Below are 18,698 nucleotides of genomic sequence, written 5' to 3' on the forward strand. Positions count from 1 at the left end.
TATTCAACAACTTAAAAAAGTTGGTTTACTTAATCTCTCGCGAGGATCTCGTCTATCATTCCATATTCTAAAGCTTTATCAGCTTTCATCCAGTAATCGCGATCACTATCTTCATACACCTTATCATAGGTTTGACCAGAATGCTTCGCAATAATATTGTAAAGCTCTTCTTTTAAGGTAAGAATTTCTTTAGCTGTAATTTCAATATCGCTTGCTTGTCCTTGTGCTCCACCCATAGGCTGATGAATCATCACACGAGAGTGTGTTAATCCACTGCGTTTTCCTTTAGCTCCGGCGCACAATAAAACCGCTCCCATAGAAGCCGCCATACCTGTACAAATCGTCGCAACATCTGGCTTAATAAATTGCATGGTATCATAAATCCCTAAACCGGCATAAACACTACCACCCGGTGAATTGATATAGATCTGAATATCTTTAGAAGCGTCTGCACTTTCTAAAAACAACAGCTGTGCCTGTACAATATTTGCAACCTGGTCGTTAATCCCGGTTCCTAGAAAGATAATGCGATCCATCATCAAACGTGAAAAAACGTCCATAGCAACAGCATTCATTTGACGTTCTTCGATAATATTTGGAGTAAGACCTACAGGATACATGCTGCTTACGATTTTATCATAGTACATGCTATTTATACCCTGATCTTTGATCGCGTATTTTTTAAATTCGTCTGCGTAGTTCATAGTATTTTTTTCAAGTTCTTGAAGTGCTAAGCACTCCAAAATAAAAGTTCATTAAAAAAGGTGTATTAAACACCTTACTAATTTTTAAGTAAAAAGGCGTTTCAACATACCGTTAAAACGCCTTAAAGATACTATATAAATTAGAGAATTACTAGTTGTAAACTTCTTTGACAAACTCGTCAAAAGTCACTTCTTTCTCTTTTAATTTTACATTCTCTTTAAAGAAATCAAGCAATTTTTTATTCATCAACTGCTCAGATAATCTTTTAACTTCGTCTTGATTGCTCAAAATACGTGCTGCAATACCTTCAAGCTCTTCGTCTTTAGGATCGTTTTGGCCAAACTGCGCCATCTGTGCTTTGATCATTTCTTTTGCATAAGCTTTGATCTCTTCAAAAGTGATTTGTAGCTCGTTATCTGCGATGATCTTACCTTCGATCAACTGGTAACGTAAGCCTTTTTCAGAACGCTCGTACTCTTCAACAGCCTCTTCAAAAGTCAGCTCCTTCTCTCCACTTCTCTGAATCCATTTCTTTAAGAATTCAGCAGGAAGATCAAATTCTGTATTCTCGATCAATCTTTCGGTTACATCATTAAGCAACTGCTGATCGCTTTGTTGCTTGAATTGATTTTCACCTTCTTCTTTAATTTTTTCTTTAAGCTCAGTTACCGATGTGATCACACCAGGACCATAAAGTTTATCAAAAAGCTCCTGATCTAGATCTGCAGGCTCTCTGCGGTTTACTTCTTCAATAGTAAAAGAAACTTCAAGATTTTTCTCTTTTGCTTCTTCTTCTGAAAGACCAAGGAATGAACGGTAGTCACCGGCTTCTTCAAAAAGACCTTTTGTTGAAACGGTAACGGTGTCACCCACTTTTGCTCCAACAAATGCTGAAGTATTTGCTTTACCTTTAAGCTTAGCTACTTCAAACATAGTTTTCTTTTCAAACTCAGCCTCTTCATTTACAAAACTACCAGAAACCTCATCATCTTTCTCAACCTCTTGCTTGCTGGTGATTTTTCCGTATTGTTTTTGAATCGTAGTGATTTGATTGTCTACCATTTTATCGTCAACAACAATCGTATAGCTTGTGATCGCTTTTTTAGGCTGAAGATCTACTTCAAACTTAGGCGCAAGACCTAATTCAAATTCAAAGGTATAATCACCTGCATCCCAATTAAGATCTTCTTGGTCTTTAGGTAACGGATTACCTAAAACATCAAGCTTCTCCTCGGTAAGATATTTTTGCAAACTGTCTTGCAAAAGCTTGTTAACCTCATCTACCAAAACGGCCTTACCATACTGCTTTTGCACAAGCCCCATTGGTACGTGACCTTTTCTAAAACCAGGAATGTTTGCAGACTTTCTATAATCTTTAAGTACTTTTTGTACTTTCTCATTATAGTCGTCTTTTGCAATATCTACCTTAAGTACTGCATTTAAATCATCAATATTCTCGCGTGTAATATTCATCTTCTAGTGATATTTTCCTATAAAATTTGGAGTGCAAAAGTACATCTTTTTTATATCTACGCAAAGTTTATAAGCGTTTGGTATTCAGCAAGCTTCTAATCCTCTTTTATTAGCGCAAAAAGCATAGACTGAAACAGCGATAGCAACAAACTAAAAATCAATGCCCACCAGATGCCATCAACTGCAAAACCACCTACAAAATAGTCTGCGATAAGTATGATGATCGCATTGATAAAAAGCAGAAAAATCCCAAATGTTATTATGGTAATAGGTAGCGTGAATATGATCAAGATAGGTTTTACAATAAGCCTTAATAGCGCAAGAACAATAGCCACAATAAAAGCGGTGAAGAACGAAGTCACTGCTACTCCGGGCAGCAAATACCCTAGAATGATCACAGCCAGCGCAGTAAGTAAAAGTTTTATAAGCGTTTTCATAGATTTATATTTAGTATAAAAAGAAGTTGAAAGCTAAAAGCATTGCTGTTCCCTCACGAGTAAAAATAAAAAAATCGCCACCGGAAACCGATGGCGATTTATATAAAGTAAACTTAATGTTTTACCTAGTTACTGATGTTTACCGTACCATAACTACCAATATTCACGGTAGGAATGGTTGAACCGTACATTTCATTAATTGCAGCAATTGCTTGATTTGCTAAATAGGCATATCCTCTTGGCGTAGGATGCACCCCGTCTAAAGAAAAAGCACCACCGGTTGCAAAAGTCGAAGTCAAGGTTCCCGCATCGTAAGAAATTCCACTTGAAGCCAGTTGATTCAAAATCGCACGTGCATCAACAAAAGCCAAACCGTTTGCTTGAGCCACAGCTTGAATGGTCGCGTTGTATGAAGTTTGTGCTGCAACTACTGCAGCCTGCTCTTCAGGAATTAAAACATCTGCATCACCTAAAGGCACTCCAACTCCTATCACAGAACTTGGATTACTAGGATCTGCAAGGGTACCTAAAGTACTAGACGCAGTCAAAACGATTAAATCTTCAGGAGTTGCTTGTCTAATATTTGGTAGCGTTCCACCGGCAGGATTTGGCAATGTGGTTAGGTTTTCATCTTCAATAACCACAGCATTTTGTCCTTCTTGAAAGTTGATTGTACGTGCATCACGCTCTTCCGGAGTAATGACGCCTAAAGCAGCATACTGCGCAAGACCTCCATTGTATTGTGCATAAGCTTGGTTTACTCCTGCAGCTGTTGCAGCATCTAAAGGAATTGCGTTATAAGGTACAGTAGTGAAAAATGGAATTGAAGTCACATCTGGAATATTAAAAACCACTCCACCAGAAGCAGAAGCCGCTAACGCCTGAACTTCCTGACTGTAAACACTTGCAAAAACGTTAGGATCTGTAATATCATTAGGACCATAGCTAGACGGATCTAAATTTCCTGTACGATCTACTCCTGTTCCACCACTTGTCGCATAGCTTAAGATATCATTATTCCCAATCCAAAGTGAGAAAAATGACGGACTTTGTGCCGCTGCGTCACCGATGATGGTTGCGTCTGCAGCTGATGCAAAACGCACAAAATAAGGATTAGAAGCTCCGGTCAAAACTCCGCCGATATTTCCGTAACCCGGTGCTACCAAATGAAAACTCTTTGCTCCGGGAACCCCCATATTATTGAAAGAACCCTCAAGACCATTGGCAATATCTGTAGTCGCTGTACCTTGAAGACGCACAGGTCCAGGGTTTCCATCAGCATCTACAGCTAACACAAAACGGTTGGGCTGAATCTGCGTTCCGTTTGCTAAAAGTCCACCTGTATTATCATCAACAAGCGGCTGTGTAAATTCGCCTCCACCTGCTAAGGCAAACTGCCCTGCAAGAATGTTAGGTAAACTATTTTGCTGCCCTGTGACATAGAGTGCACCATCAGCATAACCCGCAGTCAAGGAATTTCCTACAGCCACATAATTTGAAAGATCTGCAGAACCACTGGAGTAAACTCCGCCATCTTCAATAGGATTGTCTAATTCTGCCTCACAAGCTGTTAAAAGCACGGCTGACAAAGCCATATATTTAATATAATTTTTCATCGTCTAGCTTTTTTAAAGTTTATAAGTGAGTCCTATTCCCGGTACAAATGCACTTGATTTGTATGTTCCACCAAAAGAAGAACCATCATCTACATAATCATAGGATTCATTAACCTCTTTAAATCGAACATATAAGAACGAAGCATCTATCGCGAAACTATTTGAAATAGCATACGAAAGTCCTGCTGAAAAACCGTTACTATCGTTACGCGGAGTTTCTGGCGCAAAATATCCTGATTGTACCGGAGACTCGTCAAAGTAATATCCCGCACGCAGCATAAATTTCTCACTCGCAGCGTAACCAAAACCAAATTTATAAATTGAAGAATCTTGGTAATTACGCGGGTTAATAGACTCTGAACCATCTGCAAATACAATATCAAGATCTTCATAAACACTCCAGAAAGTACGTGTATAATCAAAGTTTACGACCCATTTATCTTTACTATAGGAACCACCCACGGTAAGTTCTGCAGGAAGCGGAAGTGACGCATTAAAGCCTTGAGTACCGTTAGAAGGTATTCCTGTTCCACCTACAACTATTGGCTGCCCACTGTCATTTGGGAAATTGGCAAAAGTTGCCGTACCGTCTTCTGACTCTAAAATGATCTCTGAACGATAGTTTGCACCAAACGTTAGATTGTCGCTTGCTCTAAACATCGCGCTCACCGAATATCCCCAGTTGGTAACACCACTATCATCGATAGTAACATTAGAACGGTTTCCTTCTAGATCTGTAAGGAATCGATTTGCGTTTCGGTTAAAGTTTACATTACCGGTCACAAAGATCGGCCCACCACCTACGCTGAATTTATCACTGATCTTAAACGACACCAACGGCTGAATAAAAACTGCAGCCAGTTCAATGTTATTCACGAGATGCGAACCTGCCCAGTCTGTAGGCCATTCTACCGTACTACCATAAGGCGTATAAACAGCAAGACCCAGGCTCAAATTTTCATTTAATGTGTAAGACCCATATAAGTAAAAGGGCGTTCCCATTGGGCTATCGGTATTGGCAAATTGACCTGTGCTTTCATTTTGCCAAGCGACACTAGAAAAAACGCCAAAACCACCGGCTGAGGCATTTATCTTGTTTTCTAAATACACTAAACCAGCAGGGTTAAAAAACGCTAATTCTGCGCTATTTACATAAGCCACACCGGTATGCCCCATCGCGAGGGCGCGTTGTCCTTGCAGTCCAACTCTATAACCTCCCGCAAACGTTATCGCTGAGGCTAATAAGAATAAAGACGTTACTAAAACTCTCTTCATACTTTAAAAGGGTAAAATTATAATTTAATAATTGAGGTGAATTTTTTTAAGAATACATCAAAAATAAGGCATTTTTATTGTGCATGCATAATAAATTCTACAAACAATGTTATAAAAATTTATTGAGTTGCAATACGATTTACGCCGATTTTATGATTCAAAGCCTACTAATTCGTTTAAGTATAGCGCTTCGTTATCATAATCGAAGAATTCTTTTAAACCAATCACCAATTTTAAGCGGCGAATATAACTTTAAACCGCAAAACCAAGTGGTTTATCGTAGAAAATTCATCACCTCAGCAAAAAAATCTTTGGGATTCTCAGCGTGCAACCAGTGACCGGCATTAGCAATTCCCTTTATTTTTGCATTTGGAAAGTGAGCTTCGATCAAAGCTGTATCCTCTTTGGTGATATAATCAGACTTCAATCCGTTTAAGAAAAGGGTTTGCCCTTCATAAACCGTTTGTGTAGGTAAAGCTTCGCCTATTGCCTCAACTTGATCTGTAAGCACGGGCAAATTCACGCGCAAGGCCAAGGTTTTATCTTTTTGCCAATACAGGTTTTTCAATAAAAATTGACGCGTTCCCCAATCCTTAATGTACTGCTCTAAAAACGCATCTGCCTCACCTCGTGATTTTCTTGCCGCTTCATTTTCAGAAAGCGCATTTAAACCTTCCAGAATTTTCTGATGATGTGGTGCGTAATATTTGGGAGCAATATCGGCAACAATGAGTTTGTCTAGTAATTCAGGATAACGCATTGCAAATAGCATGGCGGTTTTACCTCCCATCGAATGCCCTAAAAGAATGATCTTTTCCAGATTATGCGCCGCGCAATACTCCTTCAAATCTTCTGCTAAAACTTCGTAATTAAACGTATCGCTATGGAAGCTTCGCCCGTGATTGCGTTGGTCTACCAAATGTATCTCATAGCCTTCTTCGGCAAATTGATTGGCTAAGGTTTTCCAATTGTCTCCCATTCCTAAAAAGCCGTGCAAAATCACAAATGCCTTTCCTGAACCGGTAATACTGCTGTGTAACGTCATAAATTAAGATAAGGCTTCTAAATACGATTGAATGGTTTTCTCCAGGCCGTCATACAAGGCTTCTGCGATTAGCGCGTGACCTATAGAAACTTCTAACAACCCGGGAATACTATCAGCAAAAAACTTGATATTTTCTAGAGATAAGTCGTGTCCTGCATTAAGACCAAGGTCCAGGTCCTGCGCCAGTAAAGCAGCATCTACATAGGGTTTTACCGCATTAGGATGTCCCTCTTTAAAACCTTCGGCAAAAGCTTCGGTATACAATTCGATACGATCTGTACCTGTTTCCTTAGCTCCTTCGATCATTTCGGCAACCGGATCTACAAAGATTGAAGTGCGAATTCCGTGGGATTTAAATTCGGCTATGACCTCTTTTAAAAACAGTCTGTTCTTAATAGTATCCCATCCTGCATTTGAAGTAATTGCATCTACCGAATCTGGCACTAAAGTCACCTGATCTGGCTGCACCTCCAGCACGAGGTTGATGAACTTTTCTACAGGATTCCCTTCAATATTCAATTCGGTTTTAACCACACCTTTCAAGTCACGGGCATCTTGATAACGTATGTGTCGCTCATCTGGGCGCGGGTGAATCGTAATCCCTTGCGCACCAAACGATTCAATATCTTTTACTGTCTTAATTAAATCTGGAACATTACCGCCTCGAGCATTACGCAATGTTGCGATCTTATTAACATTTACACTTAATTTTGTCATCTCAATAATTGTAACTTTGCCTGCAAAAATACGAAGTAACACGGGCTAGCCCGCTACTTTTTTAATTAAATTGCATTAAAGAGGCTATGAAAATCACTGATTACATCATAAAAGACATCGACCCGCTCGACGAGCAATTACTGCTGGGAGACGCACAAGAGCTCTTTACGCAAACCACATATTCACACGTACCCATCTTGCGCGAAGATGTTTACGTAGGCTGTCTTAATGAAAATGACGTACACTGCCTGGATGCCAAAGAGGTCATCGCAGACAACAATCATATGTTTGAGGTATTTTTTGTGCGCACAGACACCAATTGGCTCAATGTTTTAGAAGCTTTTGCTCAGAACAACGCTAACTTGATGCCGGTTTTAGATGAAGACACGGCAGCTTATTTAGGATATTATGAGCTTGCTGATGTGATGACCTATTTTAACAGCACACCCTTTTTGAGTGAAAGCGGAAGCATTATTGTTATTGAACACGGCATTTATGATTACAGCTTTAGTGAGATCAGTCAGATTGTAGAATCTAATGACGGGAAAGTACTTGGGGCATTCATCTCTCAGATTAAGAATGAAGTGGCTCAAATTTCTATAAAAATAGGTTCAGACACGAGCTTCAACACCATACTTCAAGCATTTAGAAGATATGGCTATGTTGTGGTTTCTCAACATCAGGAAGACGCCTTCATAAAAGATTTGCGCGAGCGCTCGCAGTATTTAGACAAATACCTCAACATATAACTATGAAAGTAGGCATCTACGGTCAATTTTATCACAAAAATTCAGGACACTACGTTCAGCAATTGCTTGATCTACTCAATCAAAAAGACGTTGAGGTTATCATCGAAGAAAACTTTCTTAAACTCATTCACGATAATGAGGATATCAATAAGACCTATTCCCATTTTAGCACGTTTGAAGAGCTAGACAATACCTATGATTTATTTTTCAGTATTGGTGGGGACGGAACCATTTTACAAACCGTAACCTACGTACGTGATCTGGATATTCCCATCGTTGGAATAAACACAGGGCGTCTGGGCTTTTTAGCTACTGTGAACAAGGACAAACTGGTAAGCTCTGTAGAAGAAATTCTTAAGAACAATTACAGCATTACCGAACGCTCCCTCATAAGCATTAAAACTTCTGAAGGAGAGGAAACGTTTGGCGGACTCAATTTTGCTTTGAACGAAGTGACCGTCAGCCGAAAAAACTCTACTTCAATGATTTCGGTAGACACTGCACTTAATGGCGAGCGGCTTACCAATTACTGGGCAGACGGATTGATCATCTCTACCCCCACAGGTTCAACAGGATATTCTTTAAGTTGTGGCGGACCGGTTATTATGCCAAAAACCTCAAGCTTTATTTTAACACCCATTGCACCGCACAACCTTAATGCGCGACCTATTGTAGTTCCTGATTCAACTGAAATAAAACTCACTGTAAGTGGTCGTGAGGAAGATCATTTGGTTTCCTTAGATTCTAGAATCGCAACCCTACCGGTAGAAACCGAAATCACACTCACCAAAGCACCTTTCAATATTAAATTGGTTTTATTAGAAGAAGACACCTTTTTAACCACACTACGCAAAAAACTACTGTGGGGCGAAGACAAACGTAACTAGGCAATAAATCTGCAGCAATCTTGTTTATTCTGAAGATGCTTCATTCTTAATAATGAGCACCTAAACAATAATGTTATATTTGCAAACTTTTAGAAGCCTATGAAGTTTTTTTCTGTTTTTATGCTACTCCTATTTAGTGCAGCCACAGGCATAAGCCAGACTTATGAAGTAGGTGTCTATGCAGGCGGAAGCAATTTTATAGGTGATGTAGGAAATTCTAGCTATATCGCACCCAACGCTTTGGTTTTTGGCGGAATCGCAAAATGGAATCGCAGCCCACGGCACGCCTTTAGAGCGAGCATTCTCTATGCCAATCTAGATGCCTCAGACCTAGACAGTGACGATAGCAGAAGACAACAACGCGGCTACTCCTTCACAGGCTCATTAATTGAAGGGTCGGTGGGTATTGAATACAACTTTTGGGATTTTGACATGCATCAAAGTTTTGATAAGCCACACACCCCCTATTTATATACAGGATTTACTTACTTTTACCACGATTCTTTTGCCCTTGATCCGGCTGAAGATGCTCTAGTGCGTACAGACTCAGAGTGGGATATGTCCATCCCGATGGTTATTGGGTATAAAGTTTATGTAGGTAGCAGCATTGTGCTTGCTTTAGAACTTGGAGCACGTTATACATTTACCGATAATCTAGATGGAAATTACCCCGGGACCGAGGAATACAATTTTGCCAGTTTTGGTAATATCAATAATAAAGACTGGTATATGTTTTCAGGAATCACTGTAACTTATACCTTTGGCAGACAACCGTGCTATTGCGGTTTTTAATGAAGAATAATGGATTTTTTAGACGAAATAGATCAACATAAGCTCCCTAAGCATATTGCCGTTATTATGGACGGCAACGGTCGTTGGGCTAAAAACCAAGGACTTCTGCGTGTAAAAGGCCATAAAAAAGGCACAAAAGCCGTGCGCGAGACCATTGAAGCTTGCGCAGAGTTAGGTGTTCCTTTTGTGACGCTCTATGCCTTTTCTACAGAAAACTGGAACCGTCCTAAACTAGAGGTAGACACCCTAATGAACCTTTTGGTCTCTTCCTTAAAAAAAGAAATAAAAACACTTCAAGACAATAATATATCCTTATCGGCAATTGGCAGTCTTCAAAGCCTTCCTGAGAAAGCACAACGCGAACTCAAAGAGGTTATGGAAAAGACCAAGAACAATTCGCGCCTTCGACTCACCCTAGCCTTAAGCTACGGAGCACGAGAAGAGCTCGTAAAAACTATACAGGATATCAGTCTTAAAGTTAAAAAAAACTTAATTTCGCCACATTTAATAAATGAATCAGTCATTAAGGAGCATTTGTATACTCATGATATGCCTGATGTAGATTTACTTATTCGCACCAGCGGAGAGCAGCGAATAAGTAATTTTTTATTATGGCAAATCGCCTATGCAGAGTTATATTTCACTCCTGTATTATGGCCAGATTTTACAAGAAAACATCTGTACGAAGCAATTTATAATTATCAGAAAAGAGAACGACGATTTGGAAAGACGAGCGAGCAAATTAATTAAGCAGATGCCTAAATCAGCAGGCCTGTTCTTGGCCTTTTTATTAAACTGCCTAACTTTTACTACCGCAATTGCCCAAGATGATTTACCGGTTTCAAACGGTAAGCAATATACTATAGGTGAGATATCTGTAGTAGGTGCAAAACAGTATAATGAACAAACGGTTATCGCCTTTACACGTTTAAGAAGCGGAGAGCGCGTGTATTTACCGGGAGACCGCATTAGTAACGTAATCAAGCGTCTATGGGATCTTGATCTCTTTAGCGACATTAACCTTTATGCTACAATTAATGGTGATGTGGTTGACCTTAAATTTGAAATTGAGGAAGTACCTGAGTTAAACAAGGTAACCATCAATGGAATCAAAGAGAAGAAAGCTAAGGATATCATCAAAGATAACGACCTTAAAAAAGGCACTAAGGTAACCGAAAACCTGATCACTAAAACCAAGTTCTACATTGAGAACAAATACAAAGAGCAAGGTTATCTAAATTCGAAAGTAAGCATTATCACCAGACCAACTTCTGATACCACAGAGAATTCTAAAGTTGACATGCTGGTTAATGTAAACCTCAGTGATCGTGTTAAGATCGAAGATATTGAATTCATTGGCAACGAGCAGCTTTCTGACGGAAAACTGCGCAAAGCGATGAAAAATACCAAACGTAAAAACCTTATACGCTTCTGGAAACGCTCTAAGTATATCGCTGAAGATTTTGCTGAAGACAAAGTTTCTATCGTAGATAAATACAAAGAGCGTGGTTTTAGAGATGCGCGTATTGTCTCTGACACCTTACTTCATACCGGCGATGATTTAATCACCTTAAAACTAAGCGTTGAAGAGGGTGATAAGTACTATATAGGAGATATTGATTTCTTAGGAAACACAGTATACTCAGATCGTGAACTAGCACGTCAGTTAGGTCTTGAAAAAGGAGACGTGTACAACGGAGTTTTATTGAAAGAACGTATTTCTGCTGATGGAGATCCTAACGCAGAAGACCTTTCTAACCTATACAAAAACAGCGGTTACTTATTCTCTTCTATAAATCCGGTAGAAACCAATGTTGAAAATGATACTATCGATTTTGAAATACGCATTACCGAAGGTAAACTGGCCTATTTTGACCGTATCACGATCACAGGTAACGACAAGACTAAAGACCGTGTTATTTATAGAAACTTACGTACAAGACCGGGCCAACGCTACAGTCAAGCAGCCGTCTTACAAACAACGCGTGAATTAGGACAAACAGGATTTTTTGATCCAGAACAACTTAACCCACAATTCCTAAATGCAAATCCGTATGATGGTACAATTGACATCAACTATGCATTAGTTGAACAAGGTGCCAGCCAGATCGAACTACAAGGTGGTTACGGTGGTGGTGGCTTTGTAGGAACACTCGGGCTTTCGTTCAACAACTTTTCTATTCAGAATTTATTTAACAAGGATGCTTATCAACCGCTACCTATGGGTGATGGTCAAAAGTTTAGCTTAAGAGCACAAGCAAGTACGTTTTATCAAACCTATAGTGCTTCACTTACAGAGCCTTGGTTAGGCGGTAAAAAGCCTGTGCAATTACAAATGAGCTTCTCTCATAGTGTTCAGTATTTATACAACTATGGAACGCGTGGTGCAGATGTTGATCGAGATCGCCGCTTCTTAATTACCGGTGGGTCGCTAGGATTAGCTAAACGTCTTGAGGTACCAGATAACTATTTTACGATCTCACACGCCATAAGCTTTCAGCATTTTGATTTGAAGAATTACAACGTAGGTCTATTTACCTTTGGTAATGGTTCTTCAGAAAACTTAGCCTATACCATTGGTATTTCACGTAATGAAGGTGACGTTAACCCTATTTTCCCGAGAACCGGTTCAAAATTCAGCCTTACTGCTAAGCTAACTCCGCCATATTCTTTATGGAATGGCACCGATTACAAAGAATTAGCAGACGATCGTGCAGCAGCTGTAGAAAACGGAAACAATGATCGCATCGCAGAAATCGATCAAGAGCGCTTCAACTGGTTAGAGTATTACAAAGTTAAGTTTGAAGGACAATGGTTTACTTCACTTGTAGGTAAATTGGTATTAAGCTCTAAAGTTAATTTTGGTTTCTTGGGCGCTTATAATAACGATCGTGGTATTCCTCCATTTGACAGGTTCTTCTTAGGTGGTGATGGTCTAGGAGGTTATGCTTTAGATGGTCGTGAGGTTATTCGATTAAGAGGTTATCCTAACCAATCGGTTGTTCCTTTAGATCGTGATGAAGCAAGTACTTTAAACGGAAACACAGGTGCAACGATTTTTAATAAATTTGAATTTGAGTTGAGATATCCTATCACCTTAAAACCATCAGCATCTATTTATGCATTGATGTTTGCCGAGGCAGGATCATCATTTGACAATTTTAGAGATTATAATCCGTTCTTAATGAACAGATCAGCCGGAGCCGGTGTACGTATCTATATGCCAGCATTTGGTTTATTAGGTATCGACTTTGGTTACGGGTTTGATCCTATTCCTGGTACCGTTGGAGGTCCTAACGGCTGGGAAACACACTTTATAATTGGACAACAATTTTAATTTGGCACGATATTTTCTAATATCCTAATGCGTATGAAAACCAACGTTATTTTTCTTAGTATCGCCCTCTTGATTTTTGGGCTTACCGCAGAAGCACAACGTAGTATTCGTATAGGGTATGTAGATATGAATTATATCTTAGAAAATGTTCCCGAATATCAAGAAGCGCAAGCTCAGTTAGACAACCGCGTGGCGCAATGGAAAAACGAGATAGAGAAAAGGAACAAAGAGATCGCACAGATGAGAAAAACTCTAGATAATGAGCGCGTGCTGCTCACTCAAGAGTTGATAGAAGAGCGAGAAGATGAGATAAAGTTTGTTGAAAATGAAGTTTTAGAATATCAACAAAAGCGTTTTGGACCTAATGGAGATTTGATGAAGCAGCGCAGCATTTTAGTTGAGCCTATTCAAGATCAGGTATTTAATGCGGTTCAAGAGATTGCAGAAGCAAGACAATATGACTTTGTGTTAGACAAATCTTCAGACCTTGTAATGCTTTATGCTAATAAAAGACACGATATTAGCGATCAGATTTTATTGAGCATTAAGCGTTCTGCAAAACGTACACAAGTAAATTCTAGAGCTGATAAAGAAGAATTGAAAAGAGATGAAGCCTTAACTTTAGATCAAGTTAACGAGCGTGAAGAACGCGAGGCAGAGGCTCAAGCACAACAAAGCGAGCGTGAACGTATCATCGCAGAGCGTAAAGCAACTCGGGATTCGATTCAAGCAGCGCGTAAAGCAGAATATGAAGCACGCAGACAAAAGCTTTTAGAAGATCGTCAACGCAGAAGAGATTCGATCTTAGAGGCTAGAAAAAAAGTAAAAGATTCTATAAATTAAACCTTGCCAACAGGTCATAATTGGCAGCAGTAAAACTTAAATAATTATAACACTTAATATTACTAAAATGAAACACGTTAAAACCCTAGTTGTAGCCTTAGCTTTAATATTAGGAACAACAGGATTTGTTCAGGCTCAAGATTCTAAAGTAGCACATATTGCCACTCAAGAATTGTTAACTTCTATGCCAGAATATAAGCAGGCTCAAGCTGATTTAGAGAAACTACAAAACTCTTATGATGCTGAGATGAACACTATGGCAAATGAGCTTAAAAAGACTATGGAGCGTTATGGTAATGAGGCTCAAAGTCAAACTGACGAAACAAATCTTCAACGCCAGGCTGAAGTAGAGCAAACTCGTAATAAAATTATGGAGTATCGTCAAAATGCGCTTAGAGACTTACAAAAGAAAGAATCTGAAGCATTACAGCCTATTGTAGAAAAAGCACGTACAGCGATTCAAAAAGTTGCTAGAGCAAAAGGATATAAATATGTTCTTGACAGCACTACCGGTACTGGTCTTATTTTAGCTGACGGTTACGATCTAATGGCTGACGTTAAAAAAGAATTAGGCATCTAATCCTTTAAATGTCTCACAAATTTTTAAAAGCCCTTCTGTTGATTCAGAAGGGCTTTTTATATTTGAGCCATGCAAAACAAACGACCTATTGGTGTATTTGATAGCGGTGTTGGTGGCACTTCGATCTGGAAAGAAATCGTAGCGAAACTTCCTTATGAAGACAGCATCTATCTCGCAGACATTAAGAATGCACCCTACGGTGAACGTTCTAAGGAGGAGATCATCGCGCTTTCAGTAAAAAACACTGAATATCTTATAGATCAAGGTTGTAAAATCATTGTCGTAGCCTGTAACACTGCTACTACAAACGCTATCGATGTGCTACGTGCCAATTATGACATCCCGTTTATTGGGATTGAACCTGCAATAAAACCTGCAGCTTTAGCCTCAAAAACAAAAGCCATTGGCATACTTGCTACAAAAGGAACATTAAGCAGTGCTTTATTTGCCCGTACTTCTAGTTTATATACTAGCGAACTCAACGTTGTAGAAGTCATAGGAAAAGGCCTCGTTGAGCTTATAGAAGCCGGAAAACTACATACTGAAAAACTCTTCAATCTATTGAAGAGCTATATAGAACCGATGCTTGCACAAAATATAGACTATCTTGTTTTGGGCTGTAGCCATTACCCGTATCTTATTCCGGTCTTAAAAAAAATACTTCCAGAACACATTCAAATCATTGACAGCGGCCAGGCTGTAGCAAAGCAAACCGAACGCGTTTTAGGAGCAAACCAACTTTTGAGCCAGGTTGACCAATTTGGTAAGCACAAGCTTTACAGCAATGCATCTATTGAAATTTTAGAAGCACTTACTAAAGAGCTTCAAGTGGAGAAAGAAGTAAAATATCTAGCTTTTTAAGTTTATTGATTCACCGCCGGACAGTTGCATTCGTAAGGTTCGCGACGCACACCAAAATCATAACCTAACGTGATTTGATGGAAACCATTTGCGAGAACAATATCGTTGCGCTGATAGGTATAGGTATAGCCAACTAAAAACCGCTTATAAGTCACCCCTAAAAATGGCGTGATGTATTGTGATTTTTGACTTTCAACACTTCCATCGCTATTGAGGTACTGGGCACCGTCCAGATTTCTACGGTAGGAAAGACCTCCCCAGAGTTTACCCCAATCAAACTTACGATACACTTTTCCGTTAATATCTATGGATACTTCTTGGGTTTCATCAGTCGCTTGAAACATCACAGAAGGTTCGTAACTCCAAGGGCTATTCAGTTTACTAAAAACATATCCGGCAGAAGCCAGATACCTACGCTGGTTTGTAGATTCGAGCGCCGTAAACATGGCTCTACTGCGCGGTAAAACATTTTTAACGGTAGCATGTGCCCAAAAATCAAGAAAGTAATACGACATCCCAATATCTACATTAAAGTAATTATCGGTTTGACTGCCACCACTAATGATGGGATCAAAATCGGTAAGATCAAAACTACTCTCGTCTAAGGTATTTTGCATCACTCCAACACTTACTCCAAAAGAAAGCTGATTGAGGTCAACATAGTTACGTGACAAAAGCAAATGATAAGCAAAAGTACCGTATACTCCGCGCTGAGAAAAATTTCCATTTTCATCAGAAAAAAGCTGCATTCCTAAACCTACCTTCTCGCCTACACGCCCGTTAATTGCAGCGGTATAAAGATTAGGCGCATCTTCAACATCAAACCATTGTTGACGCCCTGTAAGTCGTATTTGATTAGCATTTGCAGCACCTGCCATAGAGGGGTGAAGCAAATAAAGATTTTCTGTTAGATAATCCCAATAAACCGGCACGCCTTCTTGCGCTTTACCGTAAAAACCACACAATAAGCAGATTAAGAATAGAACTTTTTTCAAAATAACCCTGGGCTGTTTAATGCTTAAATTTTATTTGTGTTAACCCTGTAAATCTAAATAAATAATATAAGGAGATAGCATGATACACGACTAAAAAAAGAGTCACGACTTATAAATTAGCTAAATTTGCACAAAATTAAATCATGAGCACTTTTAATATAACCATAGAACCTACATCAAATCCTGCGATAAAAAAATTTCAGGCAAATTCATTTCTTGTTGATCACAACAGTTATGAATTTAAAAATATTGATGAGGCGAAAAATTCGCCACTGGCGCAACAACTTTTTTACCTTCCCTTCGTAAAAACGGTTTATATCTCACAAAATTTTATTGCGATTGAAAAATTCAATATCGTAGAATGGATCGATATTCAAGATGAGCTTTCTGCTCAAATTGAAAACTTTTTAAATGACAACGGGGTTGTTATTATTGAAGATGCAACTTCAGTGAAAAAGGTTCCTGTAACGGTTTATGCCGAAAGCACACCCAATCCTGCGGTTTTAAAGTTTGTAACCAATAAGAAAATCGTTACTGAAACTTTAGAATTTAAAAACATTGACGAGGCTAAAAATGCACCACTTGCGCTTGCACTGTTTCATTTTCCTTTTGTAAAAGAAGTGTTTATGGATTCTAACTACGTGAGTGTTCAAAAATATGATGTTGCTGAATGGGACGACGTTTTTCAGGAAGTGCGTGAGTTTATCAAAACCTATATTGAAGAAGGAAAAGAGATCATTTCTGAAAACTTCAAAAAAACACCACAAGCCGTTGAAGAGCAAAAGGAAGTAGAATTTGAAGCGATGGACGACACGTCAAAAGAAATCGCAAACATTATTGAAGAATATGTAAAGCCTGCTGTAGCCAGTGATGGTGGTAATATTCTTTTTAAACATTATGATCCCGAATCAAAAAATGTGAAAGTTATTTTGCAAGGCGCCTGCAGCGGATGCCCTTCTTCAACTTTTACCCTAAAGAACGGAATCGAGAATATGCTTAAAGAAATGCTACGCGGAAAAATCAACAGTGTAGAGGCCATAAACGGTTAACACATTAACAACAAATTGATTTTTAAAACCGTCTAAATTATCGTATCTTCAAATTTCGACTTAGAAATTAACTAAACTAATAATTATGGCAGTTTTAAAAGTAATCGAAGTATTGGCGAGCTCAAACAAAAGCTGGGAGCAAGCCACGGCAAATGCTGTAAAAGAAGCTTCAAAAACAATAAAGAATATTCGATCGGTTTATGTAAATGAGCAAAGTGCTGTAGTTACAGGCGATACCGTTTCAGAATTTAGAGTGAATGTAAAAATCACTTTTGAAGTAAAATAATTGGCACTCATATAGCCTTTGAAAATCCCGCAGTAGCGGGATTTTTTATTTCACACTAATATCGAATAATTATTAAAAATAGATTTCGCATCCCAAGTATTAAGGCTTTAACAATTAACGATATTTAAACATTCGGTTTTTTTATTTACGCTCATTATCTGTGACCTTTGCATAAACTAAAAGATTTTATATGGATTTTGACATTACCCAATGGGAAGACTACGCCAATAAATTTGGTACAAAAATTATAGATTTTATACCAAGTCTGATAGGTGCTATTTTAACACTACTTATCGGTTTTTACATCATTAAACTTATCAACCGTCTGGTAAAGAAGTTTTTTGACAAAAAGGATTATGATGTAACCCTTGAGAAATTCATTGCAGATTTAATCAATTGGACTTTAAAAATACTACTCTTTGTTTTGGTTGTCACACAACTTGGTGTTGAGTCTGCATCGCTCGTTGCTGTAATTGGTGCCGCAGGTTTAGCTATTGGTCTGGCACTTCAAGGTTCTTTATCAAACTTTGCAGGAGGTGTTTTAATTCTTTTATTGCGTCCGTTTAAAGTAGGCGATTGGATCTCTGCTCAAGGTGTTGACGGTTCTGTAAAGGAAATCTCGATTTTTAATACGCGTCTCATCACCTTCGGAAATCAGGAAGCTGTAATCCCTAATGGAAAACTTTCTAACGATAATATCATCAACTACTCTTCATTAGGCGTAAGAAGAAACGCGCAAACCTGGGGAATCTCTTATGATAGTGATATCAAATTGGCTAAAGATATTTTACTAGAACTCGTAAATGAACAAGAGACTGTACTTCACGATCCACACCCAGAACCGATGATCGTTGTTACAGAACTTGCAGATAGTTCTGTAAATATGTCGTTACGTTTCTGGGCAACTAATGATGATTACTGGGCATTACACTGGTATATTCTTGAAGAAGGTAAAAGACGTCTTGAAGATAAAGGTATTGTTATCCCATTTCCACAACGCGATGTACACGTGTTTAATGAAAGTGGAGCTACTTTTTCTGGGAAATAAGGC

The 18,698-nt window shown here is 38.8% G+C and carries 19 protein-coding genes; 11 read left to right on the top strand and 8 right to left on the bottom strand.

The genetic code is table 11. The features are described 5' to 3' along the window. Nucleotides 1-29: 29 nt before the first annotated feature. From clpP to WA338_RS03620, 7 genes are all read right to left on the bottom strand, one after another. Nucleotides 30-704: an ATP-dependent Clp endopeptidase proteolytic subunit ClpP gene (clpP, locus tag WA338_RS03590; RefSeq protein WP_040532964.1), complete on the bottom strand. Its 675-nt coding sequence runs from the start codon at nucleotides 702-704 to the stop codon at nucleotides 30-32. A gap of 151 nt (nucleotides 705-855) precedes the next feature. Further along, complete coding sequence (gene tig, locus WA338_RS03595) at nucleotides 856-2,178, bottom strand: trigger factor (RefSeq protein WP_273016787.1); 1,323 nt, start codon at nucleotides 2,176-2,178, stop codon at nucleotides 856-858. Between the two features lie 95 nt (nucleotides 2,179-2,273). Continuing rightward, nucleotides 2,274-2,615, bottom strand: a complete 342-nt coding sequence (locus tag WA338_RS03600) for a phage holin family protein (protein ID WP_009781577.1) — start codon at nucleotides 2,613-2,615, stop codon at nucleotides 2,274-2,276. A gap of 125 nt (nucleotides 2,616-2,740) precedes the next feature. Next, nucleotides 2,741-4,231: a hypothetical protein gene (locus tag WA338_RS03605; protein ID WP_009781578.1), complete on the bottom strand. Its 1,491-nt coding sequence runs from the start codon at nucleotides 4,229-4,231 to the stop codon at nucleotides 2,741-2,743. Between the two features lie 12 nt (nucleotides 4,232-4,243). Beyond that, complete coding sequence (locus WA338_RS03610; RefSeq protein ID WP_009781579.1) at nucleotides 4,244-5,506, bottom strand: OmpP1/FadL family transporter; 1,263 nt, start codon at nucleotides 5,504-5,506, stop codon at nucleotides 4,244-4,246. 274 nt (nucleotides 5,507-5,780) lie between these two features. Beyond that, nucleotides 5,781-6,551, bottom strand: a complete 771-nt coding sequence (locus tag WA338_RS03615; protein ID WP_009781580.1) for an alpha/beta fold hydrolase — start codon at nucleotides 6,549-6,551, stop codon at nucleotides 5,781-5,783. Nucleotides 6,552-6,554: 3 nt separating this feature from the next. Then, nucleotides 6,555-7,268, bottom strand: coding sequence for a pyridoxine 5'-phosphate synthase (locus WA338_RS03620; protein WP_040533756.1), 714 nt, complete (start codon nucleotides 7,266-7,268; stop codon nucleotides 6,555-6,557). A gap of 86 nt (nucleotides 7,269-7,354) precedes the next feature. Here WA338_RS03620 and WA338_RS03625 point away from each other — a divergent pair, with 86 nt between their 5' ends. From WA338_RS03625 to murI, 8 genes are all read left to right on the top strand, one after another. Continuing rightward, entirely contained in the window at nucleotides 7,355-8,017 is a 663-nt protein-coding gene (locus WA338_RS03625) for a CBS domain-containing protein (protein ID WP_009781582.1), read from the top strand. A gap of 2 nt (nucleotides 8,018-8,019) precedes the next feature. Further along, the gene (locus tag WA338_RS03630) at nucleotides 8,020-8,904 is read left to right on the top strand and encodes an NAD kinase (protein WP_009781583.1); all 885 of its coding nucleotides are present in this window, start codon (nucleotides 8,020-8,022) and stop codon (nucleotides 8,902-8,904) included. 99 nt (nucleotides 8,905-9,003) lie between these two features. Further along, nucleotides 9,004-9,696, top strand: a complete 693-nt coding sequence (porG, locus tag WA338_RS03635) for a type IX secretion system protein PorG (RefSeq protein WP_009781584.1) — start codon at nucleotides 9,004-9,006, stop codon at nucleotides 9,694-9,696. 9 nt (nucleotides 9,697-9,705) lie between these two features. Beyond that, the gene (locus WA338_RS03640) at nucleotides 9,706-10,446 is read left to right on the top strand and encodes an isoprenyl transferase (protein ID WP_009781585.1); all 741 of its coding nucleotides are present in this window, start codon (nucleotides 9,706-9,708) and stop codon (nucleotides 10,444-10,446) included. A 4-nt stretch (nucleotides 10,447-10,450) separates the two neighbouring features. After that, a complete protein-coding gene (gene bamA, locus WA338_RS03645) occupies nucleotides 10,451-13,033 on the top strand; it encodes an outer membrane protein assembly factor BamA (RefSeq protein WP_009781586.1) in 2,583 nt (860 codons plus the stop codon). Between the two features lie 33 nt (nucleotides 13,034-13,066). Continuing rightward, complete coding sequence (locus WA338_RS03650) at nucleotides 13,067-13,876, top strand: OmpH family outer membrane protein (RefSeq protein WP_009781587.1); 810 nt, start codon at nucleotides 13,067-13,069, stop codon at nucleotides 13,874-13,876. A 67-nt stretch (nucleotides 13,877-13,943) separates the two neighbouring features. Further along, on the top strand, nucleotides 13,944-14,456 hold the full coding sequence (locus tag WA338_RS03655; protein ID WP_009781588.1) for an OmpH family outer membrane protein: 513 nt from the start codon (nucleotides 13,944-13,946) through the stop codon (nucleotides 14,454-14,456). Nucleotides 14,457-14,525: 69 nt separating this feature from the next. Next, nucleotides 14,526-15,317 (top strand): glutamate racemase, encoded by a 792-nt coding sequence (murI, locus tag WA338_RS03660; protein ID WP_009781589.1) that lies wholly within the window; start codon nucleotides 14,526-14,528, stop codon nucleotides 15,315-15,317. 2 nt (nucleotides 15,318-15,319) lie between these two features. Here murI and WA338_RS03665 read toward each other — a convergent pair whose 3' ends face one another. After that, nucleotides 15,320-16,312, bottom strand: coding sequence for a PorP/SprF family type IX secretion system membrane protein (locus WA338_RS03665; RefSeq protein WP_336092119.1), 993 nt, complete (start codon nucleotides 16,310-16,312; stop codon nucleotides 15,320-15,322). Nucleotides 16,313-16,455: 143 nt separating this feature from the next. On the opposite strand from WA338_RS03665, the gene WA338_RS03670 reads away from it, so the two are divergent. The 3 genes from WA338_RS03670 (at nucleotide 16,456) to WA338_RS03680 (ending at nucleotide 18,695) form a co-directional block, all read left to right on the top strand. Continuing rightward, the gene (locus tag WA338_RS03670; RefSeq protein ID WP_009781591.1) at nucleotides 16,456-17,361 is read left to right on the top strand and encodes a NifU family protein; all 906 of its coding nucleotides are present in this window, start codon (nucleotides 16,456-16,458) and stop codon (nucleotides 17,359-17,361) included. 85 nt (nucleotides 17,362-17,446) lie between these two features. After that, nucleotides 17,447-17,647, top strand: a complete 201-nt coding sequence (locus WA338_RS03675) for a dodecin family protein (protein WP_009781592.1) — start codon at nucleotides 17,447-17,449, stop codon at nucleotides 17,645-17,647. Nucleotides 17,648-17,837: 190 nt separating this feature from the next. Continuing rightward, nucleotides 17,838-18,695, top strand: coding sequence for a mechanosensitive ion channel family protein (locus WA338_RS03680; RefSeq protein WP_009781593.1), 858 nt, complete (start codon nucleotides 17,838-17,840; stop codon nucleotides 18,693-18,695). Nucleotides 18,696-18,698: the final 3 nt, after the last annotated feature.

It is taken from the genome of Leeuwenhoekiella sp. CH_XMU1409-2, from assembly GCF_037029365.1.
GTDB lineage: Bacteria > Bacteroidota > Bacteroidia > Flavobacteriales > Flavobacteriaceae > Leeuwenhoekiella > Leeuwenhoekiella blandensis.